This window comes from Pseudomonas sp. HR1 (genome assembly GCF_030175875.1).
Taxonomy (GTDB): Bacteria; Pseudomonadota; Gammaproteobacteria; order Pseudomonadales; family Pseudomonadaceae; genus Chryseomonas; species Chryseomonas oryzihabitans.
In genome coordinates, this window is record NZ_JASNRF010000001.1 from 591,991 (window position 1) to 617,960 (window position 25,970).

The 25,970-nt window shown below is 68.0% G+C and carries 18 protein-coding genes; 12 read left to right on the forward strand and 6 right to left on the reverse strand.

The genetic code is table 11. From position 1 onward, the window contains the following. Nucleotides 1–124: 124 nt before the first annotated feature. The gene (locus tag QKY98_RS02780) at nucleotides 125–1,444 is read right to left on the reverse strand and encodes an ATP-binding protein (protein WP_027603085.1); all 1,320 of its coding nucleotides are present in this window, start codon (nucleotides 1,442–1,444) and stop codon (nucleotides 125–127) included. A 137-nt stretch (nucleotides 1,445–1,581) separates the two neighbouring features. Here QKY98_RS02780 and QKY98_RS02785 point away from each other — a divergent pair, with 137 nt between their 5' ends. Beyond that, complete coding sequence (locus QKY98_RS02785; protein ID WP_027598252.1) at nucleotides 1,582–2,454, forward strand: undecaprenyl-diphosphate phosphatase; 873 nt, start codon at nucleotides 1,582–1,584, stop codon at nucleotides 2,452–2,454. Between the two features lie 172 nt (nucleotides 2,455–2,626). Here the strand turns inward: QKY98_RS02785 and ompR are convergent, their stop codons facing one another. Then, entirely contained in the window at nucleotides 2,627–3,361 is a 735-nt protein-coding gene (ompR, locus tag QKY98_RS02790) for an osmolarity response regulator transcription factor OmpR (RefSeq protein ID WP_027598251.1), read from the reverse strand. A gap of 175 nt (nucleotides 3,362–3,536) precedes the next feature. Here ompR and QKY98_RS02795 point away from each other — a divergent pair, with 175 nt between their 5' ends. The 3 genes from QKY98_RS02795 (at nucleotide 3,537) to gshA (ending at nucleotide 8,029) form a co-directional block, all read left to right on the forward strand. Next, the gene (locus tag QKY98_RS02795; RefSeq protein WP_267398674.1) at nucleotides 3,537–5,855 is read left to right on the forward strand and encodes a Tex family protein; all 2,319 of its coding nucleotides are present in this window, start codon (nucleotides 3,537–3,539) and stop codon (nucleotides 5,853–5,855) included. Between the two features lie 2 nt (nucleotides 5,856–5,857). Continuing rightward, nucleotides 5,858–6,241 (forward strand): PaaI family thioesterase, encoded by a 384-nt coding sequence (locus QKY98_RS02800; protein ID WP_267398676.1) that lies wholly within the window; start codon nucleotides 5,858–5,860, stop codon nucleotides 6,239–6,241. A 210-nt stretch (nucleotides 6,242–6,451) separates the two neighbouring features. Continuing rightward, a complete protein-coding gene (gene gshA / locus QKY98_RS02805; RefSeq protein ID WP_284670303.1) occupies nucleotides 6,452–8,029 on the forward strand; it encodes a glutamate--cysteine ligase in 1,578 nt (525 codons plus the stop codon). 792 nt (nucleotides 8,030–8,821) lie between these two features. On the opposite strand, the gene argA is transcribed toward gshA, so the two are convergent. Beyond that, nucleotides 8,822–10,120 carry an amino-acid N-acetyltransferase gene (gene argA, locus QKY98_RS02810; RefSeq protein ID WP_007161264.1) on the reverse strand — a complete coding sequence of 433 codons (1,299 nt, stop codon included), beginning with the start codon at nucleotides 10,118–10,120 and terminating at the stop codon, nucleotides 8,822–8,824. Between the two features lie 163 nt (nucleotides 10,121–10,283). Continuing rightward, a complete protein-coding gene (argE, locus tag QKY98_RS02815) occupies nucleotides 10,284–11,444 on the reverse strand; it encodes an acetylornithine deacetylase (protein WP_027598248.1) in 1,161 nt (386 codons plus the stop codon). A 170-nt stretch (nucleotides 11,445–11,614) separates the two neighbouring features. Here argE and QKY98_RS02820 point away from each other — a divergent pair, with 170 nt between their 5' ends. The 4 genes from QKY98_RS02820 (at nucleotide 11,615) to QKY98_RS02835 (ending at nucleotide 19,721) form a co-directional block, all read left to right on the forward strand. Continuing rightward, nucleotides 11,615–12,964 carry a CYTH domain-containing protein gene (locus QKY98_RS02820; RefSeq protein ID WP_284670304.1) on the forward strand — a complete coding sequence of 450 codons (1,350 nt, stop codon included), beginning with the start codon at nucleotides 11,615–11,617 and terminating at the stop codon, nucleotides 12,962–12,964. A 189-nt stretch (nucleotides 12,965–13,153) separates the two neighbouring features. Continuing rightward, nucleotides 13,154–14,935 (forward strand): type IV pilus assembly ATPase TfpB, encoded by a 1,782-nt coding sequence (tfpB, locus tag QKY98_RS02825; protein ID WP_284670305.1) that lies wholly within the window; start codon nucleotides 13,154–13,156, stop codon nucleotides 14,933–14,935. A gap of 37 nt (nucleotides 14,936–14,972) precedes the next feature. Next, the gene (locus QKY98_RS02830) at nucleotides 14,973–19,319 is read left to right on the forward strand and encodes a PAS domain S-box protein (RefSeq protein WP_144955092.1); all 4,347 of its coding nucleotides are present in this window, start codon (nucleotides 14,973–14,975) and stop codon (nucleotides 19,317–19,319) included. A gap of 87 nt (nucleotides 19,320–19,406) precedes the next feature. After that, nucleotides 19,407–19,721, forward strand: coding sequence for a DUF2388 domain-containing protein (locus tag QKY98_RS02835; protein WP_007161269.1), 315 nt, complete (start codon nucleotides 19,407–19,409; stop codon nucleotides 19,719–19,721). Nucleotides 19,722–19,800: 79 nt separating this feature from the next. Here the strand turns inward: QKY98_RS02835 and gcvH are convergent, their stop codons facing one another. Beyond that, complete coding sequence (gene gcvH / locus QKY98_RS02840; protein WP_007161270.1) at nucleotides 19,801–20,184, reverse strand: glycine cleavage system protein GcvH; 384 nt, start codon at nucleotides 20,182–20,184, stop codon at nucleotides 19,801–19,803. 77 nt (nucleotides 20,185–20,261) lie between these two features. Next, nucleotides 20,262–21,305 (reverse strand): glycoside hydrolase family 5 protein, encoded by a 1,044-nt coding sequence (locus QKY98_RS02845; RefSeq protein ID WP_027598243.1) that lies wholly within the window; start codon nucleotides 21,303–21,305, stop codon nucleotides 20,262–20,264. Nucleotides 21,306–21,746: 441 nt separating this feature from the next. On the opposite strand from QKY98_RS02845, the gene QKY98_RS02850 reads away from it, so the two are divergent. The 4 genes from QKY98_RS02850 to QKY98_RS02865 all read left to right on the forward strand — a co-directional run bounded on the left by QKY98_RS02850 (nucleotide 21,747) and on the right by QKY98_RS02865 (nucleotide 25,970). Beyond that, nucleotides 21,747–23,075 carry a PQQ-dependent sugar dehydrogenase gene (locus QKY98_RS02850; protein WP_144945870.1) on the forward strand — a complete coding sequence of 443 codons (1,329 nt, stop codon included), beginning with the start codon at nucleotides 21,747–21,749 and terminating at the stop codon, nucleotides 23,073–23,075. 124 nt (nucleotides 23,076–23,199) lie between these two features. Continuing rightward, nucleotides 23,200–23,874, forward strand: coding sequence for a response regulator (locus tag QKY98_RS02855; protein WP_027598241.1), 675 nt, complete (start codon nucleotides 23,200–23,202; stop codon nucleotides 23,872–23,874). After that, nucleotides 23,871–25,247 (forward strand): sensor histidine kinase, encoded by a 1,377-nt coding sequence (locus QKY98_RS02860; RefSeq protein WP_284670306.1) that lies wholly within the window; start codon nucleotides 23,871–23,873, stop codon nucleotides 25,245–25,247. Before QKY98_RS02855 ends, QKY98_RS02860 begins: the two co-directional genes overlap by 4 nt. 108 nt (nucleotides 25,248–25,355) lie before the next feature. Further along, entirely contained in the window at nucleotides 25,356–25,970 is a 615-nt protein-coding gene (locus QKY98_RS02865; protein ID WP_037007333.1) for a glutathione S-transferase family protein, read from the forward strand.

A 25,970-nucleotide genomic window follows, 5' to 3' on the forward strand; every position in this document is an offset into this window, starting at 1 on the left:
CCCTATCTCCTGATAGATCGCGCGCGAGCCCGATGTCGAGGCCATTTCGCTATGTCACAGCATCGCGGCCATGGCGGTCCGCCGATGCGGCCGCTCCTACAAAGTGCAGAAGCAGCGTTCGGCGTCAGCTGGCGCTGCGGGGCAGCAGCAGGCCCAGGGGCAGCAGTACCCGGGCTTCCACCCCGCCACCTTCGCGATTGCGCAGCTCGGCACTGCCGCCGTGCTGCGCGGCAATGCGCTTGACGATGGCCAGGCCCAGCCCGGAACCGCTGACGGTGCGGGCGCGATTGCCGCGGGTGAAGGGATTGAAGATGTCCTGCAGGTCCTTGGGATCGATGCCGGGACCGCGATCCATCACGCTCAGGGCGACATAGGGCGCCGTGGCGGAGCCCGCGACCTGTCCGACCACCTCGATACCGCCACCGCCGCCATGGCGCAGGGCGTTTTCCACCAGGTTGGTCAGCAGCCGCTTGAAGGAGATGCGCCGCACCGGCAGCGGCGGCAGCACGTCCAGCATCAGCCGTACCCGCTCCGTCTCCTGGTTGTAGGGCGCCACCACCTGGCGGGCCAGTTCGTTGAGGTTGGTGAGCTCCTGGGGTTCGTCCCGCCCATCGCGCACGAAAGCGAGGAACTGGTCGAGGATGGCGTTCATGTCCTCGATGTCGCGGATCATGTCCTCGGCTTCTTCGCGCTCCGCCGGCGGCATCAGTTCCACCGCCAGACGCAGGCGGGTCAGGGGCGTGCGCAGGTCGTGGGAGACCCCGGCCAGCATCAGTTCGCGTTCGCGGCCGGCCTGCTCGACGTCTTCGGCCATCTGGTTGAAGGCGTGGTAGACATCCTGGATCTCGCTCGGGGCATCGGTCTCCGGCAGCCGCACGCTACGGCCCTTGCCCAGCTCGCGCGCGGCGTTCACCAGGCGCCGCAAGGGCTGGTTGAGCTGCCGCACGAAGACCCAGGCGGCACCCACGGACAGCAGGCCGATGGCGAAAAACCAGCCGAGCACGCTCCAGATGTGCTGGCCACGCAGCGGATGGGCCATCAGCGGAATCTTGATCCAGTCCGGTCCCAGGCTCGGCGCCAGCACCCAGAGCGCCGGACCGTGCTGGACCCGCACCCGCACCTCGGTCTCCTCGCCCAGTTCCTGTTTCATCTGGCGCTCGAAGATCTCGCTGTAGGGCCAGTGGTATTCCCCGGCCGGCACGGTTTCCGGTGATTCGTAGCGCAGACCGGCGGCCTGGGCGATGCGCGGTCGCTCGGACTCCGGGGTGGCCCAGTAGGCCTTGAGCGTCAGGGCCGCGCCATGGCTGTACTGGCGATCGACCAGGACGTCCTCATTGAGCAGCAGATAGACCAGGGTCAGTGCCTTGGAAAACAGCACCGCGAGCAGGACCATCCACAGCGAGCGGGCGAAGAAACTCTGGGGAAACCAGCTGGGCGCCTTCATCGGTCCGGATTTCCGCGCAAAACGGCGCGAAAGCCATCACAACCTCTGGGATTGCAGGGTCCAGATAGGCCACCGGACGCGGACACATTCGGATACATTTGCTCGTCCATTTCTTCCCTTCAACCTGGAGTTCTCTCGTGTCCGACATCTGCCAGACCGGCCTGGACATCGGCTTCGCCTCGCTCAGCTACGCGCAGATCGCCTTTCTCGGCGTGGTGCAGGGTATCACCGAGCTGCTTCCCATTTCGTCCACGGCACACATGCGGGTGGTACCCGCCCTGCTCGGCTGGCGCGACCCCGGCTCGGCCTTTTCCGCCGCCATGCAGATGGCGGCGCTGGCCGCGGTGATCAGCTATTTCTGGCGCGATGTGAGTGGCGTGACCCGCGGCAGCCTGGCCGCGGTGCGCCAGCGCGACTTCGACAGCCCGGACTTCCTGCTGGCGGTGATGATCGTGCTGGCGACCATTCCCATCTGCATCGCCGGTCTGCTGCTGGCGCCCCTGCTCAACGCCTGCGACTCGCCGCTGCGCGGCCTCAGCGTCATCGGCTACGCCTGCCTGGCCATGGCCGCGCTGCTGGCGCTGGCGGAGCGGATCTGCCGGCACAACAGGGACATCTCGCAAATGCGGCTGCGCGATGCGCTGATCGTGGGGATCGCCCAGGTCGGAGCGCTGATTCCGGGCGTGTCCCGCTCGGGCTCGACCCTGACCGCCGCCATGTTCCTCAATCTGCGTCGCGAAGAAGCCGCACGCTTCTCCTTCCTGCTGGGTCTGCCGGCCATCGCCCTGGCCGGACTCAAGGAGCTGGTGGTGCTCTGGCACGCGCACATCCCGGCCGAAGCCTGGTCGCTGCTGCTGGTGGGATTGCTGGTGGCGAGCCTGTCGGCCTTTGCCGCGATCTGGGGCCTGATGCGCTTTCTGGAGCGCTTCTCGACCTGGCCCTTCATCATCTATCGCGCGCTGCTGGGGATTTTCCTGCTGGTCGGCGTGCATCAGGGGCTGTTCGCCTGAGCCTATTCAAAGTCAGCTGCGCGTCGGCCAAACAGCGTTGAAAAGACCTTCGGAATGCTCATTTACGCCTTGTAAACTCCGCTTCCTCAGGTCTTTTCGCCTCGTTTGACTCTAGCTCGCAAGACTTTGAACACGCTCTGTATCGTCGACACCTAAGTGTGGCGGTGAGAGCTTATTTGCCGGCGCCGTCCGGTACGAAGACGTAGCCCACGCCCCAGACGGTCTGGATATAGCGCGGCTTGGACGGATCGGGTTCGATCATCCGGCGCAGGCGCGAGATCTGCACATCGATGGAGCGCTCCAGGGCGTCCCATTCGCGACCGCGGGCCAGGTTCATCAGCTTGTCGCGGGTCAGCGGCTCGCGGGCGTGGTCGACCAGTGCCTTGAGCACGGCGAATTCGCCGGTGGTAAGCATGTGGGTCTCTTCGCCGCGCTTGAGTTCGCGGGTGGCCAGGTGCAGGGCGTAGTCGCCAAAGGTCACCACCTCGTCGGTCCCGGCGGGGGCGCCGGGCACCACCGGCGCCTGACGGCGTAGCACGGCCTTGATGCGAGCCACCAGCTCCAGCGGATTGAAGGGCTTGGCCAGATAGTCGTCAGCGCCCTGGTCGAGGCCCTGGATGCGGCTGCCTTCGTCGCCCTTGGCGGTCAGCATGATGATGGGGATGCGGTTGCCGCTCTCGCGCAACCGGCCGCAGGCGGACAGGCCGTCTTCGCCGGGCATCATCAGGTCCAGCACGACCAGGTTGAAGACCTCGCGCGCCAGCAGGCGGTCCATCTGTTCGGCGCTCTCGACGGTGCGCACGCGATAACCCTGCTCGGCCAGAAAACGCTCCAAGAGGCGACGCAACCGGGCGTCGTCGTCGACGACCAGGATCTTTTCACCTTCCGGGGCAACGGGGGTGCTCATAATATCTCCTTGTGATCTAGCACTGGATTATGCCGTAGGCCATCCGACCGCGGCATTGGGCCATTGTTAGCAGATTTTGCCCACTCCGGGGTGGCGGTGCCGGCATGGGAGGCAGGGCTCCGGCGGGCTCGGGTATACTGCCGCCCGCTTTTTCTCGTGCAAGCCAGGTAGCCCGATGGATATCAATAGCCGCATCGCCGAAGAGCTCGGCGCCCGCCCGCAACAGGTCGCCGCCGCCGTGGCCCTGCTCGACGAAGGGTCGACCGTGCCCTTCATCGCCCGTTACCGCAAGGAAGTCACCGGCAGCCTGGACGACACCCAGCTGCGTCATCTCGAAGAGCGGCTGCGCTATCTGCGCGAGCTGGAAGAGCGCCGCGGCGCGGTGCTGGCCTCCATCGAGGAGCAGGGCAAGCTGACCCCCGAACTGGCCCGCGAGATCAACCTGGCCGACACCAAGACCCGCCTGGAAGACCTCTATCTGCCCTACAAGCAGAAGCGCCGCACCAAGGGCCAGATCGCCCTGGAAGCCGGCCTCGGCCCGCTGGCGGAGGCGCTGCTGCAGGATCCGACCCTGACCCCGGAGTCCGAAGCCGCCGGCTATGTCGACGCGGACAAGGGCGTGGCGGACGTCAAGGCCGCTCTGGAAGGCGCCAAGTACATCCTCATGGAGCGCTTCGCCGAAGACGCCGACCTGCTGGCGCGGCTGCGCGGCGTCCTGCAGCAGGACGCCATCCTCAGCGCACGACTGGTGCCCGGCAAGGAGACCGAAGGCGCCAAGTTCAGCGACTACTTCGAGCATGACGAGCCCTTCAAGGCGGTGCCCTCGCACCGCGCCCTGGCGATCTTCCGCGGCCGCAACGAGGGCATGCTCAGCGCCGCGCTCAAGCTCGGCGAAGAAGGCCCGGGCATCGCCCATCCCTGCGAAGGCCTGATCGCCGCGCATTTCGAGCTGAAGAACCAGGGCCGCGCCGCGGACAAGTGGCTTTCCGAGGTGGTGCGCTGGACCTGGAAGGTCAAGCTCTATACCTCCCTGGAAACCGACCTGCTCGGCGAGCTGCGCGAAAAGGCCGAGGAAGAGGCCATCGCGGTCTTTGCCCGCAACCTGCACGACCTGCTGCTGGCCGCGCCGGCCGGCCCGCGCACTACCCTGGCGCTGGACCCGGGTCTGCGTACCGGCTGCAAGGTCGCCGTGGTGGACGCCACGGGCAAGCTGCTGGCCACCGACACCGTCTATCCCCATGCGCCGCGCAATCAGTGGGACCAGACCCTGGCCACCCTCGGCGTGCTCTGCACCAAGCATGGCGTGGACCTGATCGCCATCGGCAACGGTACCGCCAGCCGCGAGACCGACAAGCTGGCCGGCGAGCTGATCAGCAAGTACCCGGGACTCGGCCTGACCAAGGTGATGGTCAGCGAAGCCGGTGCCTCGGTGTATTCCGCCTCGGAACTGGCCGCCCGGGAATTTCCCGAGCTGGACGTCTCCCTGCGTGGCGCCGTGTCCATCGCCCGCCGCCTGCAGGATCCGCTGGCCGAGCTGGTGAAGATCGAGCCCAAGTCCATCGGCGTGGGCCAGTACCAGCACGACGTCTCCCAGCTCAAGCTGGCGCGCAGCCTGGACGCCGTGGTGGAAGACTGCGTGAACGCCGTGGGCGTGGACGTGAATACCGCTTCCGCCGCCCTGCTGGCGCGGATCTCCGGGCTCAACGCCACCCTGGCGCAGAACATCGTGCAATTCCGCGATGCCAACGGCGCCTTCGCCACCCGTGAGGCCCTGAAGAAGGTGCCGCGCCTGGGCGACAAGACCTTCGAGCAGGCCGCCGGCTTCCTGCGCGTGATGAGCGGCGCCAATCCGCTGGACGCCTCGGCGGTGCACCCGGAGACCTATCCCCTGGTGCAGCGCATCGCCGCCGACACCGGTCGCGACATCCGCTCGCTGATCGGCGATTCGGCCTTTCTCAAGCGGCTGGATCCGAAGAAGTTCACCGATGAGAGCTTTGGCCTGCCGACGGTGACCGACATCCTCCAGGAACTGGACAAGCCGGGTCGCGATCCGCGTCCGGAGTTCAAGACCGCGGTGTTCCAGGACGGCGTGGAGAAGCTTTCCGACCTCAAGCCCGGCATGGTGCTGGAGGGCGTCATCACCAACGTCACCAACTTCGGTGCCTTCGTCGACATCGGCGTGCACCAGGACGGCCTGGTGCACATCAGCGCGCTGTCGGAGAAGTTCGTCAAGGATCCCTACGAGGTGGTCAAGGCGGGCGACATCGTCAAGGTAAAGGTGATGGAGGTGGACGTGCCGCGCAATCGCGTGGGACTGTCCATGCGCATGGGCGACACCCCCGGCGAGAAGGTCGATGGCAAGCCCGGCGGCCAGACCCGCGGCAACGGTGGCAAGCCGCGCACCGACAAGGGCGCCCCGCGCCAAACCCAGGCCGCGCCGGCCAACAATGCCATGGCGTCCCTGTTCGCCAACGCCAAGCAACTGAGGAAATAGGCATGAGCGGTTCTCTCGCAGGCAAAGACAGCGCCTTCAGCACCCTGCTGGGCATGACCATCCACAAGGCCGGGGGTGGCGAGTCCGAGGTGCGCATGAGCGTGCAGGACACGCTCATCAACCTGCACGGCAAGCTGCATGGCGGTGCCATCTTCTCGCTGATCGACACCGCCCTGGGCCAGGCCAGCCACAGCCTGTTCGATGGCCAGGCCGGCAGCGTGACCCTGGAATGCAAGGTCAACTACGTGCGTGGCGTCAGCGACGGCGAACTGGTCTGCCGCGCCCGGGTGATCCACCCGGGCCGCAAGACCCATGTGCTGGAAGCCCAGGTGCATCAGGGCGACAAGCTGATCGCCCTGGCCCAGGCGACCTTCGCCTGTCTGTGACCGGCCAGAGCGGGCGGCAGCGAAGCGGCGCATATCGCCCTTTGCCGTCGCCTGAGCTACGCTGGGAGACAACTGAGCGGGTTGCGGTCTGAGGCTTGAACCCGGACCGCAGCAGTGACTGCTGCCCCCGCGTCGGCCCTGGCCGGCAACCCTCATTTCAGTCGGTTTCTTCTACCCTGCCCGGGGCGAGTACCGCCATAGGAAGTCAACTTGAGCGATATCCTGTCCCGCCGCCTGGCCCTGCTCGGCGCTGATCCCACCCTTCTCGCCGAATGCCTGCACGGCATCGAGCGCGAGACCCTGCGGGTGGACGCCCGTGGCCAGCTGTCCCGCCGCCCCCATCCCCAGGCGCTGGGCTCGGCCCTGACCCATCCGCAGATCACCACGGACTACTCCGAGGCCCTGCTCGAATTCATCACCCCCACCGGCACCCGCACCCCCGACGTGCTGGACGCCTTGGATCGGGTGCACCGCGCCGCGGTCGCCGAACTCGACGGCGAGCGCCTCTGGAGCGGCTCCATGCCCTGCGCGCTGCCGGCGGAGGACGAGATCCCCATCGCCGACTACGGCAGCTCCAACATCGGCCGGCTCAAGCACGTCTACCGCCGCGGCCTGGCCCTGCGCTATAGCCGCACCATGCAGTGCATCGCCGGCATCCACTACAACTTCTCGCTGCCGGAAGCGGCCTGGGAGCTCCTGCGCCAGCAGGAAGGCGACGCCCGCGATGCCCGCGACTACCAGTCGGCGCGCTATATCGCCCTGATCCGCAACTTCCGCCGCTACAGCTGGCTGCTGATGTACCTGTTCGGCGCCTCGCCGGCGCTGGACGCAGGCTTCCTGCGGGGCCGGCCACATCGGTTGCAGACCCTCGACGAGCGGACCCTGTACCTGCCCCATGCCACCAGCCTACGCATGAGCGACCTGGGCTATCAGAGCAACGCCCAGGCCAGCCTGACGCCGGACTACAACGATCTGACCACCTATACCGAGAGCCTGAGACGCGCGGTGGGTACGCCCTACCCGCCCTATGCGGAGATCGGCACGCACCAGAACGGCGAGTGGGTGCAGCTCAACACCAACATCCTGCAGATCGAGAACGAGTACTACGCCACCATCCGCCCGAAGCGCGTCACCCGCAGCGGCGAGCGGCCGGTGCAGGCGCTGATGGCGCGCGGCGTGCAGTACATCGAGGTGCGCTGCCTGGACATCGATCCCTTCCTGCCGCTGGGCATCGATACCACCGCCGCGCTGTTCCTCGACGCCTTCCTGCTCTATTGCGCCCTGGAAGGCAGCCCGCCGCTCAACGGCGAGTGCAGCGAATGCACCGACAACTTCGCCAGCGTGGTGCGCGAAGGCCGCAAGCCCGGCCTGCGCCTGCAGCGTCATGGCGCCTCGGTGACCATGATCGACTGGGCGGCGGAGATGCTCGACCAGATCGAGCGCTGCGCCGAGACCCTGGACGCCAGCCTGGGCGGCGACGCCCATCGCCGGGCGGTGGCGGTGCAGCGGCAGAAGGTCGCCGATGTCCGCCTCACCCCCTCGGCGCGGGTGCTGCAGGAGCTGCGCGAAAGAGGCGAGAGCTTCGCCGACTTCGGCCTGCGCCAGAGCGAGGCTCATGCGGCCTATTTCGCCAGCCACCCGCTGAGCGCCGGCGAGCAGGCCTGCTATGCCCAGATGGCACGCCAGTCGCTGGAAGAGCAGGCGGAGATCGAGGCGGCGCCCCAGGGGGATTTCGATACCTTCGTGGCGGCGTATCAGGCGAGCATTCTGGCGACGATCGGGGTGTAGATGCGTAGGTTGGGTTGAGCGGAGCGAAGCCCAACATTGCGGTGCCAAGTGCCAAAGAGCTTGTTGGTGCCTTAGCTGATTGTCGTGCTTTGCTGATGGATCTTGTTTCGCCCCCTCGGGCGACTCACTTTTTTCAGTCGCGGCTGCGCGCCCCGGAAAAAAGTAAGCAAAAACGCTTGCCCCGACCATCCGGCCCTCCGCTGCGCTCCGGGTGACTCGCGTTGCTCGCCCTTCGGGCCAGCCTACGGCTGTTACTTCGCTACGCTACGTTTCGCTCACGCCAGCGCCGTTCCGGGGTCGGTCCAGATGGGCCGTCCATGGCCCACTGGACCTCTCGCCGCACCCATGCGGCTCAACCCACTTCACGACACTGGCGCTCGCCCTCCTGAACGGGGCGATTCGCCAGCCTGGAGGTTCTGGATGAAGAACCCTGAACAGCCCGTAGCCCGTAGCCCGTAGCCCGTAGCCCGTAGCGTGGACAACGGCGCAGCCTTGTCCACTGAGAGCGGCGGTGCCCATTAGTGGAAAACGCTGCGCGGTTTTCCACGCTACGTCTCCAAACGCCAGCGGGCGAATCGATGGTTGTGAAGGCGCCTTCCGGTATCGATGCAGGAAGAGCCAGCTCCGCCTTGTAGCGGTTTCCGTTGGGACTGGCGCTATCGCGGCCATGGGCCGCTCCTACAGGCGTGCCTTGAATCTGTAGGAGCGGCCCATGGCCGCGATGACGGTGGGACTTGGCAGTATTGGCTTCGACGATACAGCCGTCTCAGCCCAACCTACGAGCGCGCGCTCTTACAAGCCCTTCTCGAAAATCTTCGAATTGCGCTGGAAGTTGTACAGCGATGCCCGCGCCGCAGGGAGGCGCTCCACGCTGCTGGGTTCGAAGCCGCGTTCGCGGAACCAGTGGGCGGTCTTGGTGGTGAGCACGAACAGGGTGCTCAGGCCGCGCTCGCGGGCGCGTTGTTCGATGCGGGCCAGCAGGGCGTCGCCGCGACCGCCGTGGCGGTAGTCGGGATTGACCGCGAGGCACGCCAGCTCGCCCGCCGCCGAGTCGGCGATGGGATAGAGCGCCGCGCAGGCGATGATCAGGCCTTCGCGTTCGACGATGCTGAATTGCTCGATCTCGCGCTCCAGCACCTCGCGGGAACGGCGCACCAGGATGCCCTGTTCTTCCAGCGGGCGGATCAGCTCCATCAGGCCGCCGACGTCGGCGATGGTCGCCTCGCGCAGGGTCTCGAAAGGCTCCTGGGCCACCAGGGTGCCGCTGCCGGCGCGGGTGAAGAGTTCGGTGAGCAGGGCGCCGTCCTCGGCGTAACCGACGATGTGGCAGCGACGTACGCCGCCGCGGGTGGCCTGGGCGGCGGCGTCGAGCAGTTCGGCCTGGTAGGAGCTGCCCAGGCGCGCCAGATGGGTGGGGATCTGTTGCGGGCCGATCTCGCGGATCAGGGCGCCGTGTTCGTCCAGCAGGCCCGGCTCGGCGCCGTAGAGCACCAGCTTGTCGGCGCCCAGGTCGATGGCGGCGCGCATGGCGACGTCTTCGCAGGCCAGGTTGAAGGTCTCGCCGGTGGGCGAGTAGCCCAGCGGCGAGAGCAGCACGATGGTGCGCTCGTCGAGCAGGCGGCCGATGCCGCGGCGGTCGATGCGGCGGACTTCGCCGGTGTGGTGGAAGTCGACGCCATCCTGCACCCCGACCGGGCGTGCGGTGACCAGATTGCCGCTGGCGACGCGCAGCCGCGAGCCCTGCATGGGCGAGGCGGCCATGTCCATGGACAGGCGCGCCTCGATGGCGCTGCGCAGGCTGCCGACGGCGTCGATCACCGCTTCCAGGGTCGGGCCGTCGGTGATGCGCAGGTCGTTGTAGAAGCGCGGCTCGATGCCACGCGCGGCCAGGCGCGATTCGATCTGCGGACGGGAGCCGTGGACCAGCACCAGGCGCACACCCAGGCTGTGCAGCAGCACCAGGTCGTGGACGATATTGCCGAAGTTGGGGTGGGCGACGCCGTCACCGGGCAGCATGACGACGAAGGTGGCGTCGCGGTGGGCGTTGATATAGGGCGAGGCGTGGCGAAGCCAGTTGACGTATTCGTGCATCGAGACGAAGACCCTTGGAGGATAGGCGGGAGGGTGAACGAGGGCAGGCAGGGCGTTCAGCGTCGTCGCAGCACGGGGGTTCCTCGACAGGGAGCGGATGGGCAGACAGCCTCAGTAGACCGTCTGGAGTTTACAAAAAGTCACGCCGGACGCGCGGGTCTGTTCATCGGACCGCGGCGGCCGCGCCCAGGCAGTAGTGGCCGATCAGCTGCTGCAGCAGCTCGACGGTAGGCGCGATCCGCGCCAGCGCCAGGTGCTCCTCGGGCTGGTGCGCGCAGCTGATGTCGCCGGGGCCGAGCACCAGCACCTCCTGGGTGATCGCCTGCAGATAGGGCGCCTCGGTGGCGAAGGCCACGGCCTCGGCGCGGTGGCCGGTGAGCCGCTCCGCCAGGCGCACCAGTTCGGCCTCGGCGGGCTGCTCGAAGGGCGGCACGGCGGGAAACAGCGGCTGGTAGTCGATCCGCACCCCGAAGCGTTCGGCGACCGGCAGCAGCCGCCCGCGGATGGCCTGGCGCAGGGCTTCGGGCTGCATGCCCGGCAGGGGGCGCAGGTCGAATTCCAGGGCGCACTGGCCGCAGATGCGGTTGGGATTGTCGCCGCCATGGATGCAGCCCAGATTCAGCGTTGGCTGGGGCACCAGGAACAGCGGATTGCGGTATTCGCGCTGCCACTGGGCGCGCAGGTCGAGCAGCTCGCCCATCACCGCCTGCATGGCGTCCAGGGCACTGTGGCCCAGGCTCGGATCGGAGGAGTGGCCGCTCTGGCCGAGGATGTCAATGCGCTCCATGAGGATGCCCTTGTGCAGGCGGATCGGCCGCAATCCGGTCGGCTCGCCGATCACCGCGGCGCGCCCCAGGGGGCGGCCGGCTTCGGCCAGCACCCGGGCGCCATCCATGGAGGATTCCTCGTCGCAGGTAGCCAGCACGATCAGCGGCTGGCGCAACTGCCGCGGATCCAGGTCGCGCACCGCCTCGAGGATCAGCGCGAAGAAGCCCTTCATGTCGCAACTGCCCAGGCCGTACCAGCGATCATCGGCGTCGCGCAGACGCAGGGGATCGGCCTGCCAGAGGGCGGCGTCATAGGGCACGGTATCGGTGTGGCCGGCCAGCACCAGACCGCCCGGCCCGCTGCCCAGGGTGGCGATCAGGTTGAATTTGCCCGGCGCTACCTCCTGGGTCTCGCAGGCGAAGCCCAGGGCGCCGAACCAGTCGCTCAGGCGGGCGATGACGCCGGCGTTGGACTGGTCCAGGGACGGCTGGGTGCAGCTCACCGAGCTTTCGGCGATCAGGGTTGAGAACAGAGCTTTCAGCGCGGGCAGGGTCATGCGGGGTCTCCTGGTCACGCCTCCATCATGGCGCCATCCGCCGCGCGATGAAACCTTCATGCGCCAGGGGGGCGGGACGGGCTAAACTAGCGCCCACGTTCTCGCCGTCCGTCGTCATGACGCGCTCGGCACGGAGCCGGACCGTTCTCTTCCGGCGCCAGGATCCTCCAATGGCCAAAGAAACCGAAATCAAGCTGCGCGCCAGTGCGGCCACCCTCGACGCCCTGCGCGCTCATCCGCTGCTGAAGAAGCGTTGCAAGGACGGCTGGCAGCGCCACGAGCTGTCCAACTGCTATTACGACACCGACACCCGCGACCTGGCCCATGCCAAGGTCGCCCTGCGTGTGCGGCGTGATGGCGAGCGCTTCATCCAGACGCTCAAGAGTCGCGGCCAGAGCCTGGCCGGGCTGTCCGAGCGCAACGAGTGGGAATGGCCGCTGGCCGATGCCACCCTGGACACCGCGCTGTTCGACGACAGCTGCTGGCCGGCGGAACTGGCCGACCTGGACCTGCGCCGCCTGCAGCCGGTGTTCGACACCGATTTCGTCCGCGACGCCGCGGAGATCGCCTGGGGCCGGGGCAAGGCCCGGACCATCATCGAAGTCGCCCTCGACCAGGGCGAGGTGCGTGCCGGCGACCAGCGCGAGGCCATCGCCGAGGTCGAGCTGGAATTGCGCCAGGGCGAACCGGCCGCGCTGCTGGAACTGGCCGAGCAACTGGCCGCCGAATTCCCGCTGATGCCCTGCGACATCAGCAAGGCCGAGCGTGGCTATCGCCTGCACGATGCGGCGAGCTACACCCTCTACCTCTCTGCGCCGGAACTCGACGCCGAAACGCCGCTGGACGAGGCCGTCGCCCGCCTCGGCGGACACCTGCTGGCCGGCAGCCAGCGCTTGGCCGAACAGTATCGCTGGAATGGCCACTGGCGCCTGCTGGTGGACTGGGTGCACCAGCTGATCGACCTGCGCGCCCTGCTCGGCAGCCTTGGCCAGGCCGCTCCGCGGGCCACCAGCCGCGACCTGCGCCAGACCCTCGACGAGCTGCTCGCCGACTGGCGCCCGCTGGCCGCCATCGGCCAGGACGACGAGGAAGCCCGCCGCCAGGCACCGCAGCGCTTCGCCGCCGAACTGGAGCAGCCGCGCTGGGGCCTGTTCTCCCTGCGCGCCGCGCGCTGGCTGCACGAGCGCGCCTGGACCCAGGGCCGCACCGGCCGTGGCGAACGCCAGGGCGCGACGCCCCTGGGCCAGTGGCTGCCGCGCTTCCTCGCCCTGGAAGCGGCCGAGCTGCCGCTGCTGCGCGCCATCACCGAACCCGAGTTGATCGAGCAGCAGCTGCCGCGCCTGGAGCGCATGCAGGTCTGGCTGCACCTGGCGCGGGGCGCGCTGGACCTGCCCGAAGCCGATCGGCTGTATGGCGAACTGGGCAAGCTGGCGCCGCTGAGCGCCCATGGCGACCTCGCCGGGGTAGCCGAGCAGGCGCGCCTGGTCCATGGCCTGGCGCCCTGGAAAGCCCTGACCTGAGCCGCCGAATGGCGGGAACGCCTGGCGTATCCGGCCGTCCATCCTGATGGCACAAGGCCGCGAGCGATTCCTTAATACAAAATCGCTATGCTGGAGGAGGCGACCAACCTGGCGGGTAGCGCAGGCGGGTCGTCCCCGGTCAGGCACCGGGCGCCACCCCGAGTGCGACCACCTTTTCAAGGAGTCCAGATGTCCGCCATAGCTTCCCCTTCCGCTGATCGTTGGCTCGACCTGGGCGATATCCTGCGCGAGCTGGTCAGCCAGCAGCGGATCGACCAGCAGACCGCCGAACAGTGCCTGCTGCTACGGCGTGGCTCCGCCAATCCGCAACAGCATCCGCTGGAATTCCTCGCGGCGCAGAGCGTGGACGATCTCGCCCGGCCCGGGCGCAAGCTGGACTTGGACAGCCTGACCCGCTGGCTGGCCGAGTATTCCGGCCAGCCCTTCTACCGCATCGATCCGCTCAAGGTGGACGTCGCCTCGATCACCCCGCTGATGTCCTACGCCTTCGCCCAGCGCAACAAGATCCTCGCCGTGGCGGTGAGCCCGGACGAGGTGACGGTGGCCAGCGCCCAGCCCTTCGTGCACAGTTGGGAGAGCAACCTCACCCATGTGCTGCAACGGCCGATCAAGCGCGTGGTGGCGAGCCCCGCCGACATCACCCGCTACACCCAGGAATTCTTCCGCCTGGCACGCTCGGTCACCGGCGCCTCGGCGGTGGAGCAGAAGAGCAGCGGCGTCGGCAACTTCGAGCAACTGGTCAACCTGGGCGCCAGCGACAGCGAGCCGGATGCCAACGACGCCCACATCGTCAATATCGTCGACTGGCTGTTCCAGTACGCCTTCCAGCAGCGCGCCAGCGATATCCACGTCGAGCCACGGCGCGAACAGGGGGCGGTACGCTTTCGCATCGATGGCGTGCTGCACACCGTCTACCAGTTCCCGGCCCAGGTCACCCTGGCGGTGGTCAGCCGGATCAAGAACCTCGGGCGCATGAACGTGGCCGAGAAGCGCAAGCCCCAGGACGGCCGGATCAAGACGCGCATGGCCGGCGACAAGGAAGTGGAGCTGCGGCTGTCGACCATGCCCACCGCCTTCGGCGAGAAGCTGGTGATGCGGATCTTCGACCCGGACGTGCTGCTCAAGAGTTTCGACCAGCTCGGCTTCTCCGCCGATGACCTGCGCCGCTGGGCCGGCATGACCGGGCAACCCAACGGCATCATCTTGGTCACCGGTCCCACGGGGTCGGGCAAGACCACCACCCTGTACACCACCCTCAAGCAGCTGGCCACGCCCGAGGTGAATGTCTGCACCATCGAAGACCCCATCGAGATGGTGGAGGATGCCTTCAACCAGATGCAGGTGCAGCCCAACATCGAGGTGACCTTCGCCAGCGGCGTGCGGGCGCTGATGCGCCAGGACCCGGACATCATCATGATCGGCGAGATCCGCGACCTGGAGACCGCCGAGATGGCCATCCAGGCGGCCCTGACCGGTCACCTGGTGCTCTCCACCCTGCACACCAACGATGCCCCCAGCTCGGTGAGTCGCCTGATCGAACTGGGCGTGCCCTACTACCTGATCCGCGCCACGGTGCTCGGCGTCATGGCCCAGCGGCTGGTGCGGACCCTCTGCCCGGCCTGCAAGACGCCCACCGAACTGGACCCGGCCGCCTGGCAGGAACTGACCAAGCCGTGGAACGCCCCGCTGCCCACCGGCGCCATGCAGCCGGTGGGTTGCCCGGAATGTCGTGACACCGGCTATCGCGGTCGTGCCGGGGTATACGAAATCCTCACCCTCTCCGATAGTCTGCGCGAACTGGTGACGGCGGATACCGACATCACCGCGCTGCGGCGGCAGGCGTTCAAGGAAGGCATGCGCAGCCTGCGGCTGTCCGGTGCGCAAAAGATCGCCGCCGGCTTCACCACCGTGGAAGAAGTCCTGCGCGTCACGCCCCAGAGCGAACGTTAGGTCCAGCAGCCCGCGAGCGGAACAAGGATAGCCAGCCGTGCAGACAACCGTCGTGAACCCTGCCGTGGGTGCCGAGGACGCCGAGCAGCGCCGTCGCCGCCAGGCGCTCCTGGCCACCTGCGGCCTGCTCGACGGCCAGCCGGAGCCGGCCCTCGACGACCTGGTGGAACTGGCGGCCACCCTCTGCGAGACGCCCATCGCCGCGGTCAACCTGCTTGGCGAGGAGCAGCAGCTGTTCATCGCCGAACGCGGCCTGGGCGTGGCGGAAATTCCCCTGGCGCTGTCCTTCTGCCAGCACCTGCACGACGCCCGGGAAGCGCGGCAGATCGAAGACCTGAGCCAGGATCCGCGCTTTACCGACAATCCCCTGGTGACCGATCCGGCCGGGCTGAGATTCTATGCCGGCGCCCCGCTGCGGACGGCCGAAGGCGTCTTTCTCGGCACCCTCTGCGTGCTCGACTGGCAACCGCGCGAGCTGAACGCCGCACGCCTGAGCGGCCTCGAACGCCTGGCGCGCCAGGTGCTGCGCCTGTTCGAGACGCGGCTGCAGGCGGCCTCGCCGGCGCGGCACAGCACCCTCGACGAAACCCACTACCGCGCGCTAATGGACGTCAATCCGCAGATCATCTGGTTCGCGCGGCCCGATGGCAGCTTCGAATACGCCAATCGCTACTGGTACGAATACAGCGGCCTGAGTCCGGCCAGCGTGGTCGCCGACCCCGATCTCTGGGCCGGCGCCATCCATCCCGAGCAGCGTCCGCAGCTGTTGCGGCGCTGGCGCGAGGTGCGCGAGCAACGCGTCGCCGGCAGCCTGGAATTGCAGCTGCGCGATGCCGAGGGTCACTATCGCTGGTTCGAAACCCGCACCATGCCCTTCACCAATGCCAGCGGCGAGATCGAGCACTGGGTGGGCGTGGCCCAGGACATCGACAGCCGCAAGCGAGCGGAAACGGCGCTGCGGGAGAGCGAGGCCTTCGCCCACCTGCTGCTCGAATCGACCCACGAGGGCTTCTGCGCCCTGGATCGCCAGGGCCGTGCCACCCTCTGCAACCGCGCCTTCCGGCAGATGCTCGGCTTGCCCGAGGACCGCGACATCCTCGGCGAGCGCCTGGACACCCGGCTCAGCTCCGCCCGCAGCGAGGATGGCGCCCGGGCCCTGCAGCGCGCCGCCAGCGAAGGCGCCACCCTGCACCTGTCCGCCGACGCCCTGCTGCGCGAGGACGGCAGTCTGCTGCCGGTGGAATGGCGCGCCCAGCCGCTCTGGCGCGACGGCGAGGTCCAGGGCGCCATCTGCACCTTCGTCGACCTCAGCGAACGCATCCGCAGCCATGACCGCCAGCGCTTTTTGCTCGAACTGGGCGACCTGCTGCATGGCGTGACCCACACCGGCGAAGTCGCCTCGGTACTGGGCGACAGCCTCGGCCACCTGCTCGCCGTGCAGCGCATCGGCTATGCCCGGGTCGGCCGCGACGGCAGCCTGACCATCGACAGCGACTGGCTCGAACAGGGCCGAACCCACCGTCTCAACCTGCCCAGCCTGGCGCACTGGCACACCTCGGCGGTGGAGGAGCTGCGCCGCGGCATCATCGTCAGCGTGGAAGACAGCACCCAGGACAGTCGCCTGGGCGAGATGCGCACCCAGTTGGTGGAGCATGGCGTGCGCGCCGGCCTGGTGGTGCCCCTGCTCGCCGAAGAACAGCTGGTGGGTCTGCTGTTCCTCTATGCCGACACGCCCCGCCACTGGACCATCGGCGACGTCGCCCTGGTACGCGAGGTGGCCGAGCGCATCCGCATCGTCATCGAGCGCACCGCCGCGGCCGACGCCCTGCGCCTGGCCGAGCAGCGCATCGCCCTGGCCATGGACGTGGCCGACCTGGGCGTCTGGGACTATGACATCGACCGCGACCTGATCAGCTGGGATTCGCGCCTCGCCCATCTGGTCGGGGCCACGGAGCGCCGCTGCACCCTGCGCGGCGCGGCGCTGCTGCGCGCCCTGCACCCCGCCGATGCGCCCCGGGTGCGAGCCTATGTCAGCGCGGCCATCCAGGGCGGCGGCAATGCCTATGACCTGCGGCTGACCTTTCGCGTGCGCAGTCCGCGCCAGGGCGAACCGGTGTGGCTGAGCATCCGCGGCCGCGAACGCCTGGAGCCCGGCGGTCAGCGGCGGCTGGTGGGCATCGCCCGCGACATCACCCGCGAACGCCATGACGCCGATCGCATCAGCGAGACCAATCGCCAGCTGCGCCGGCAGATCGAGGAGCGCCGCGCTGCCGAAGCCCGCCAGCACGCCCTCATCGAACTGGGCGACCGCCTGCGCGAAGGCGACCCGGAAAGCGCCGGGGTGGCCGCGGCCCTGGAACTGGTGGGTACCCGACTGGGCCTGCGCCGGGTTGGCTATGCCCGTCTGGACGAGAGTCGCGGCACCTTCGTCCCGCACCAGATGTGGACGCCCAACGGCCACTTCGACCAGGCCCTGGCCTATCCGCTGCTCGCCCCCGACAGCCTGGGCAGCCAGGAGGGCGAAGCGCCCCTGGTGATCGACGACGTCAGCCAGGACCCGCGCGCCCAGGCCAATGCGCAGCGCCTGCTCGATCTGGAGATCGCGGCGCTGGTGGACATCCCGCTCTATGAAGACGGTCGCCTGCGCGCACTGTTCGTCGCCCATGACCAGCGCGCCCGGTTGTGGACGGAAGGCGAGGTGCAATTTCTGCGCGACGTCACCGACCGGCTCTGGTCGGCCATCTGCCGGCAGCGCTCCCAGGACGCCCAGCGCGAGAGCGAGGGCCGCTTCCGGCTCATGGCCGACAGCGCCCCGGTACTGATCTGGGCCTGCGACGCCGACGGCCAGCTGCAATTCGTCAACCAGCGCTTCGCCAGCGAATTCGATCTGCACGACGCCGATCTGCACGACCAGGGCTGGAGCGCCCTGCTGCCGGACAGCGAATGTCCGGCCTTCGAAGGCGCCTTCAAGCAGGCCGTCGCCACTCACAGCGCCCTGCGCGCCGAGGTGCGGGTGCGCAATGCCCAGGGCGAATGGCGCTGGCTACGCCTGGAGGGCACCCCGCGCCTGGAGCTCGACGGCGAATTCCATGGCCTGGTGGGCTGCGGCGTGGACGTCACCGAGGCGCGCCAGACCACCGACCAGCTGGAACAGCGCATCGCCGAGCGTACCCAGGAACTGGGGCGCAGCCATGCGCGGCTGATCGCCGAGATCTACGAGCGCGAGCGCACCGAGGAAGCCCTGCGCCAGTCGCAGAAGATGGAAGCCATCGGCCAGCTCACCGGCGGCATCGCCCACGACTTCAACAACATGCTCACCGGCATCGTCGGCGCCCTCGACCTGATCCGTCTGCGCATCGCCAACGGCCGCACCCAGGACCTGGATCGCTACATCAACGCCGCGGTCAATTCGGCCGACCGTGCCGCCGCCCTCACCCACCGGCTGCTGGCCTTCGCCCGCCGCCAGACCCTGGACCCGCAGCCGGTGGACGTCCACCAGCTGGTCGCCTCGCTGCAGGACCTGCTGGTGCGCACCGTGGGCGAAAACGTCGCCCTGCGCCTGGATCTGGCGCCGGTCGCCTGGCTGGCCCACAGCGATACCCACCAGCTGGAAAACGCCCTGCTCAACCTGGTCATCAATGGCCGCGACGCCATGCCCGCCGGCGGCGAGCTGTGCATCGCCACCGCCAACCTCAGCCTCGACGCCGAGGCGGCGGCACGCGAATCCCTGACCCCGGGCGACTATGTGCGCCTGAGCGTGGCCGACACCGGCACCGGCATGCCACCGGAGGTCAAGGCCAAGGCCTTCGAACCCTTCTTCACCACCAAGCCGGCCGGCCAGGGCACGGGGCTGGGACTGTCGATGATCTACGGCTTCGTCAAGCAGTCCGGCGGCACCGCGCGCATCGACACCGAACAGGGCCAGGGCACCACCATCAGTCTCTATCTGCCGCGCCATCCGGAGGTGGCGGCCGCCGCCACCGATCAGCCGACGCTCAAGGTCGCGCCCCGCGCCGAAGCCGGCCAGACCGTGCTGGTGGTGGAGGACGAATACGCGGTGCGCATGATCGTGCTGGAGGTGCTCGCGGAGCTGGGCTACACCGCGCTGGAGGCGAGCGATGCCGATGGCGCGCTGCCGATCATCGAGAGCGATCAGCGGCTGGACCTGCTCATCAGCGACGTCGGCCTGCCCGGCATGAACGGCCGCCAGCTCGCCGAGATCGCCCGTGGTCGGCGTCCCGAGCTCAAGGTGCTGTTCATCACCGGCTATGCCAAGAACGCCAAGGTGCGCGGCGAATTCCTCGGCGAGAACATGGACATGCTGATCAAGCCCTTCGACATTGATGCCCTGGCGGAGCGCATCCACAGCATGATCCAGCACTAGGCGCCGGCGAAGAAGCCGGCACAGGGCGCTGGAACTCGAAGGACGTCTGAGCTCTCTATAGGAAACCTCAAGAAGGAGATCTCATCCATGCGCCTGAAGAAGCTTGCTCTGGTTTCCCTGATCGGCCTGCCGCTGCTGGCCGCGACCACCGCCGCCAATGCGGATGCCCGGTTCTGGCGGCATGCCGCGACCCTCGGGGCGACCTCGGGCTCGTTCTATACCACCAGCCGTGACGACCACAAGATCGTCGCCGCCACCCAGGACGACGCCAGCTCCTACCTGGCCAGCAACGGCCAGATCCGTGGCCCCTACCTGGAAGCCGCGCTGCGCGACATGCGCGCCGCCGAGCCGGGCCTCAAGGCCAGCGACAGCGATCTCGCCATGCGTATCCTGACCCAGTAAGGGCCAGGCAAAAAAGAACCCCGCCGGCCACGCCGCGCGGGGTTCTTTTTTGCTCGGGGTCCGGGCGGCGGATGGCGCCTCAGCTCTCGCTGGCGGCGCGATAGCCGTCGGCGTCGAGCAGCTTGTCCAGCTCGGCCGCATCCTGCGGCTTGAGCTTGAAGAACCAGGCGCCATAGGGCTCGCCATTGACCTGCTCGGGGGCGTCGGCCAGGGCCTCGTTGACGGCGATCACCTCGCCGCCCACCGGGGCATAGATGTCCGAGGCCGCCTTCACCGATTCCACCACCCCGGCCTGGTCACCGGCGGCGAGGGTCTTGCCGACTTCCGGCAGTTCGATGAAGACCACATCGCCCAGGGCTTCCTGGGCATGGTCGGAAATGCCGACGGTCACGCTACCGTCGGCTTCCAGACGGGCCCATTCGTGGCTGGCGGCATAACGCAGGTCGGCGGGAATCTGGCTCATGAGAGGTCCTCGGGGCTGGCACGGTTAAAAGACAAGGGTAGCCTGCCGACCCCGGGGACCGCCATCGCTGGCCGGGCTTATTTGGGACCGATGCTCGCGCAGCTGCTGCTGTCGACGTACTTCTTCAGGGTCGCCCACTGGGGTCGATCCACGCCGTTGATGGGTTCCACCGCCAGGTTGTAGTTGCCCCAGCCGGGACCGGCGGCCCAGTAGCTGGCCGGAATGCAGTGCTGCTTGAGATAGGCCAGCATGTTGTCCATGGCCACCAGCCAGCGCGGATCGTCGTCCGGCACGCCGAATTCGCCGATGTAGCCCTGCTTGCCGTTCTTCTTCAGCCAGTCGACGAAGGGCTTGACGCGATTCACCCCGACCATGGGGTCGAAGCCGCTCATGTCCTTGCTGGCGTACTGGCCGCCACCGTCATTGTCGAAATAGACGTGGGCGGAAAAGATCAGCTTGTTGGCCGGGTCCTTGAGCGCCAGCAGCGGATCGTTCCACTGCGGCCAGCGCGCGGCGCTGGACCAGCCGTTGCCCTCGACGATGATGGGGTGGACGCTGTCCACGGTACGGATGCCGTTGATGCCGTGCTGGGCGGCGGTCGGCCAGAAGGCCACGGCGTCGTGGGGCTCGTTCATGATGTCGTAACCGAAGAGCGCCGGGTGCTTGCCGAAGCGGAAGGCCAGGCGATAGGTCACGTCCCAGTAGTTGAAGTAGGTGACCTTGCCGGCGCCGATCACCTCGCCGCGATAGCGCGCATAGTTGTGCAGGTCGAGGATCACCTTGACGCCATACTTCTGGGCGTAATTCAGCGTCTGGGTGACCAGGGCGCCATAGTCCGGATCCAGCATCGAATTCAGGTTGGGCTGGATGCGCTCCCAGATGATCGGAAAGCGCACCAGCTTGATGCCCTTGGCGCTCCAGTCCTTGAAGTGCTGTTCGCTGGGAAAGATGTAGTTGCGGTTGTTGAGGCCGGGTAGCACCTGGCTGGCGAAGCCGGCACCGGAGAAGTTGAGACCGACCAGGTCGACCGCCTGGGCCGAACCCAGGAGTGCGCTGCTCAGGGCCAGGGTACCGGCCAGCCGCAGGGAAAACTGGCGCAAGCGCCGGGTAAGGGATTGCATGACTGCACCTGTGAAAAGAAAGACTCCCCGCCCCCGCAAGCTAGCGGGTCCTGGCGTAGGCGAGTTCAGGCGACCGCGTCCGCTTGCGGCGCCACTGGGTGCGACTTCGTCGTCATTGTTGGGGCAGCTATCGGCGTCAGCTGCGCCAGCTTTAATGAATTTTTTCGTTCAAAAACAGATGGTTACGCTTTGATTTACGTCAGATAGCCGGCGCTTTTCCGCAGACCTCGGCGCAGTCCCGCTAACACCTTGAATCGGCAGGACTTTCCGTATCCGTGAAAGAACGAGCGCAGCGCCCGAGCGCTCAAAAAGACCGACAGGGTAAAAAGAGTCATTTTCAAAACCGGACTGCACAGATGCCCAGGATGGCCACGGAACCGGCCCCGGAACGTTCGCCGGCAGCCGGGCTCTATCCTGCGAGCCCCTCGCGAGAGCCCTGCCATGCCCCTGAGCACGCCCCATCCCTTGCGTACCCTGGCCCTGACCCTGGCCGCCGTGACCCTGCTCGGCTGCGGCGAGACCGCGCGCCTGCAGCGCGAAGCCGGCTATGGGCCGACGCCGACCCTGCCGGAACCCCACAAGACACTGCTGCCGACCATCAACGTGGCCCCGGCGGTCGGCTGGCCCGAAGGCGGCAAGCCCACTGCCGCGCCCGGCACCCAGGTCCAGGCCTTCGCCCGTGGCCTGGACCATCCGCGCTGGCTCTATGTGCTGCCCAATGGCGATGTGCTGGTGGCGGAAAGCAATGCGCCCAAGCGCGAGGGCTTTCCCGGGATCAAGAACTGGATCGCGGGTCTGTTCATGAAGAAGGCCGGCGCCGGGGTGCCCAGCGCCGACCGCATCACCCTGTTGCGCGATGCCGACGGCGATGGCGTCGCCGAGACCCGCACAGTCTTCGCCGAACAGCTGCATTCGCCGTTCGGCATGGTGCTGGTGGGCGAGGACTTCTATGTCGCCAATGCCGATGCCCTGGTGCGCTTCTCCTATCGCCCCGGTGCGACTCGCCTGGAAGGCCAGCCGGTGACGGTCACCGAGCTACCGGCGGGCATCAATCACCACTGGACCAAGAACGTCATCGCCAGTCGCGACGGCAAGAAGCTCTATCTCACCGTGGGCTCCAACAGCAACGTCGGCGAAAACGGCCTGGATATCGAGGAAGGCCGCGCCGCCATCTGGGAGCTGGATCGCGCCAGCGGCCAGAAACGCCTGTTCGCCACCGGCCTGCGCAACCCCAATGGGCTGGACTGGGAGCCCACCACCGGCAAACTGTGGACGGTGGTCAACGAACGCGACGAGATCGGCAGCGACCTGGTGCCGGACTATGCCACCTCGGTGCAGGACGGCGGCTTCTATGGCTGGCCCTACAGCTACTGGGGCAAGACCGTGGACAGCCGGGTACAGCCGCCCCGCCCGGATCTGGTGGCCAAGGCGCTGACCCCGGACTACGCCCTGGGTACCCACACCGCCTCCCTGGGCTTGGCCTTCGCGAGCGCCGACAGCGGCTTGCCAACGGCGTTTCGCCAGGGCATGTTCGTCGGCCAGCACGGCTCCTGGAATCGCGATCCCAAGAGCGGCTACAAGGTCGTCTTCGTGCCCTTCCAGAACGGCAAGCCCAGCGGCCCGCCGCGCGACCTGCTGACCGGTTTCCTCAATGGCAAGGAAGAGGCCCAGGGACGTCCGGTCGGGGTGGTCAACGATGGCCACGGCGGCCTGCTGGTGGCCGACGATGTCGGCAATACGATCTGGCGGGTCAGCGCCCAGCGTCCCTGAGCCGTGTTAATCCGGCCTTAAGCGCCCTGGCCTAGGCTGGAGGCTGACCATCCTGGAGATGGTCGCCGCTCTTGCCGAGGCCGGCCCGGAGCGGTAAAACCGCTCAACCGCCTGGGAAAATCCGATGAGAATACTACTGGCCGAAGACGACATGCTGCTGGGCGACGGCATCCGCGCCGGCCTGGCCCTGGAAGGCGACACCGTCGACTGGGTGACCGATGGCCAGGCCGCCCAGGCGGCGCTGGAAACCGATCCCTTCGATCTGGTGGTGCTCGACATCGGCCTGCCCCGCCGCTCGGGACTCGAGGTCCTGGCCGCGCTGCGCAAGCGCGGCGACGCCACCCCGGTGCTGATCCTCACCGCCCGCGACAAGGTCACCGACCGGGTCACCGGCCTGGACACCGGCGCCGACGACTACCTGACCAAACCCTTCGACCTGGACGAACTGCTCGCCCGGGTCCGCGCCCTCACCCGCCGCAGCGCCGGCCGGGCGCTGCCGCAACTGGAGCACAACGAGCTGCGGGTCGATCCGGCCACCCACCGGGTGACCCTGGCCGGCCAGCCGGTGGAGCTGGCACCGCGGGAATACGCCCTGCTGCGCCTGCTGCTGGAAAACATGGGCAAGGTGCTCTCGCGCAATCGCCTGGAGCAGGCGCTCTATGGCTGGGACGGTGACGTCGAGAGCAACGCCATCGAGGTCCATATCCATCACCTCAGACGCAAGCTCGGCACCAGCCTGATCCGCACCGTGCGCGGCATCGGCTACGGCATCGACCAGCCCGAGCGGCCGGCTCCATGACCGACGGCCCGGCCGTCTCGCTGCGCCGGCGGCTGCTGACGCTGCTGCTGTGCGGCATCTTCGCCTGCTGGCTGATCGCCGCCCTGGTGACCTACCAGCTGGTGCTGCGCCAGGTGAATCGCCTGGCCGACGAGGACATGCTCGACTTCGGCTCGGCCGCCCTGCACCTGGCCACCCTGGGCGAGGGCGGTGACCGCAGCCTGCCGCCCGCGGCCCGGGCCCTGGAGCGCAGCCGCACGGCCATCGCCGACCTGCCGCTGTTCAAGCGACGCAACGCCCTGGGCTATCTGCTGCAGGCCGGCGACCAGCGCCTCGGCACCCCGGCGCCGCCGGCCGGCCTGGCCGACCAGCCGCCCGGCTTCAGCAGCCTGCTGGCCGAGGGGCAGCACTGGCGCGTGTTGCGGCTGAGCAGCGGCGAGGGGCGCATCTGGATCTACGAAAACCTGGCCGATCGCCGCGGCGCCACCAACCTGCTGCTGCTCGGCTCGCTGTTTCCCCTGGCCCTGGCCCTGCCGGTGCTGGCCGCCCTCATCTGGTTCGGCGTCACCCGCGGTCTGGAGCCCCTGCGCCAGCTGGCCGCGCAGATCAAGCAGCGCTCCGCCCAGCGCCTGGAGCCGTTGCCACTGAGCCGGGTGCCGCTGGAAGCCGCGGTCCTGGTGGAAGAAATCAACGCCCTGCTGGAACGCCTGGACGGGGCCCTGGAGGCGGAGCGCCGGCTGACCAGCGACGCCGCCCACGAGATCCGCACCCCCCTCGCCAGTCTGCTGACCCACACCCAGGTCGCCCTGAGGTCCAGCGATCCCCAGGCCCATGCCCGTGGCCTGGTGCAGGTGCGTCGCAGCGCCGAACGCATCAGCCAGCTGATGGAGCAGATCCTGCTCCTGGCGCGGCTGGACAGCGGCGCCCTGCAGGAGCAGTTCGTCCCCGTCCATCTTGGCCGGCTGGCGGCGGATACCCTGTCGGAACTCGCGCCCCTGGCCATCGAGAAGAACATCGACCTGGTGCTGGAGGATCAGGAGGTCAGGCTGTCGGGTATTCCCACCTGGCTGGGCGTGCTGCTCACCAACCTGGTGGGCAATGCCATCCGCTATACCCCCAGCGGCGGCCAGGTGCTGGTCCGGGTCGTCGAGGAGGTGCCCGGCCAGGTACGTATCGACGTCTGCGACAGCGGCCCCGGGGTCAGTCCGGAAGAACGGGCTGTGATCTTCACTCGTTTCTACCGCAGCGAGAGCGCTGGCCAGAACGTCGGCAGCGGCCTGGGGCTGCCCATCGTCAAGCGCATCGTCGAAATCCATGGCGGCAGCCTGCACCTGGGCGAAGGCCTGCAGGGACGCGGGCTGGGGGTATACGTCGAGCTGCCCGGCCTGGTCTGATCCGGCCACCTACGACCAAGGCCATCTTTTACCCGGGACGGCCTAGGGCTTACAGTGCAGGGATTCGCCACAAGCGAATGCAGTCCTGCCTTCTGGAGAGCCCGGCCCATGTCCATGATCCTGTACCACACTCCCGCCTCGCCCTTCGGTCGCAAAGTCGTGGTGATGCTCCACGAGACGGACCTGATCGAGCAGGTGGAGGTGGAAATCGTCCAGCAGACGCCGCTCAACCCCAATCGCGACGTCCTCGATACCAACCCCGCCGGCAAGATTCCCGCCCTGCGCCTGGCCGATGGCACCTGCCTGCACGACAGCCGCGTCATCCTCGACTACCTGGATACCCTGCACGCGCGCACCCCGCTGATCCCGCGGCAGGGCCCGGAGCGCTGGCGGCGCCTGACCCTGGCCTCGCTGTGCGACGCCATGATGGAAGCCGCGGTGCAGATCCGCTACGAGAGCTTCATGCGCCCACCGGGCATGCAGTGGAAGCTCTGGCTGGACAACCAGCAGGAAAAGATCGCCCGGGCGCTGGACTACTTCGAGCGCGAGGCCATCGCCGAGCTGGAGGGCGAATTCGACGTGGCCAGCCTGGGCATGGCCTGCCTGCTCGGCTATCTGGACTTCCGCATCCCCACCTGGGCTTGGCGCAGCGACTGCCCGCGCATCGCCGCCTGGTACGCCCGTACCGGCGAGCGGCCCTCGCTGCAGGCCACCCGCCCCTGA

Excerpts from the sequence above, each read along its gene's own strand:
- QKY98_RS02780 (WP_027603085.1), bottom strand. The coding sequence starts at position 1,444 with ATGAAGGCGCCCAGCTGGTTTCCCCAGAGTTTCTTCGCCCGCTCGCTG.
- ompR (WP_027598251.1), bottom strand. The coding sequence starts at position 3,361 with ATGAGCACCCCCGTTGCCCCGGAAGGTGAAAAGATCCTGGTCGTCGAC.
- QKY98_RS02795 (WP_267398674.1), top strand. The coding sequence starts at position 3,537 with ATGGATATCAATAGCCGCATCGCCGAAGAGCTCGGCGCCCGCCCGCAA.
- QKY98_RS02800 (WP_267398676.1), top strand. The coding sequence starts at position 5,858 with ATGAGCGGTTCTCTCGCAGGCAAAGACAGCGCCTTCAGCACCCTGCTG.
- argA (WP_007161264.1), bottom strand. The coding sequence starts at position 10,120 with ATGCACGAATACGTCAACTGGCTTCGCCACGCCTCGCCCTATATCAAC.
- argE (WP_027598248.1), bottom strand. The coding sequence starts at position 11,444 with ATGACCCTGCCCGCGCTGAAAGCTCTGTTCTCAACCCTGATCGCCGAA.
- QKY98_RS02820 (WP_284670304.1), top strand. The coding sequence starts at position 11,615 with ATGGCCAAAGAAACCGAAATCAAGCTGCGCGCCAGTGCGGCCACCCTC.
- tfpB (WP_284670305.1), top strand. The coding sequence starts at position 13,154 with ATGTCCGCCATAGCTTCCCCTTCCGCTGATCGTTGGCTCGACCTGGGC.
- QKY98_RS02835 (WP_007161269.1), top strand. The coding sequence starts at position 19,407 with ATGCGCCTGAAGAAGCTTGCTCTGGTTTCCCTGATCGGCCTGCCGCTG.
- gcvH (WP_007161270.1), bottom strand. The coding sequence starts at position 20,184 with ATGAGCCAGATTCCCGCCGACCTGCGTTATGCCGCCAGCCACGAATGG.
- QKY98_RS02845 (WP_027598243.1), bottom strand. The coding sequence starts at position 21,305 with ATGCAATCCCTTACCCGGCGCTTGCGCCAGTTTTCCCTGCGGCTGGCC.
- QKY98_RS02850 (WP_144945870.1), top strand. The coding sequence starts at position 21,747 with ATGCCCCTGAGCACGCCCCATCCCTTGCGTACCCTGGCCCTGACCCTG.
- QKY98_RS02855 (WP_027598241.1), top strand. The coding sequence starts at position 23,200 with ATGAGAATACTACTGGCCGAAGACGACATGCTGCTGGGCGACGGCATC.
- QKY98_RS02860 (WP_284670306.1), top strand. The coding sequence starts at position 23,871 with ATGACCGACGGCCCGGCCGTCTCGCTGCGCCGGCGGCTGCTGACGCTG.
- QKY98_RS02865 (WP_037007333.1), top strand. The coding sequence starts at position 25,356 with ATGTCCATGATCCTGTACCACACTCCCGCCTCGCCCTTCGGTCGCAAA.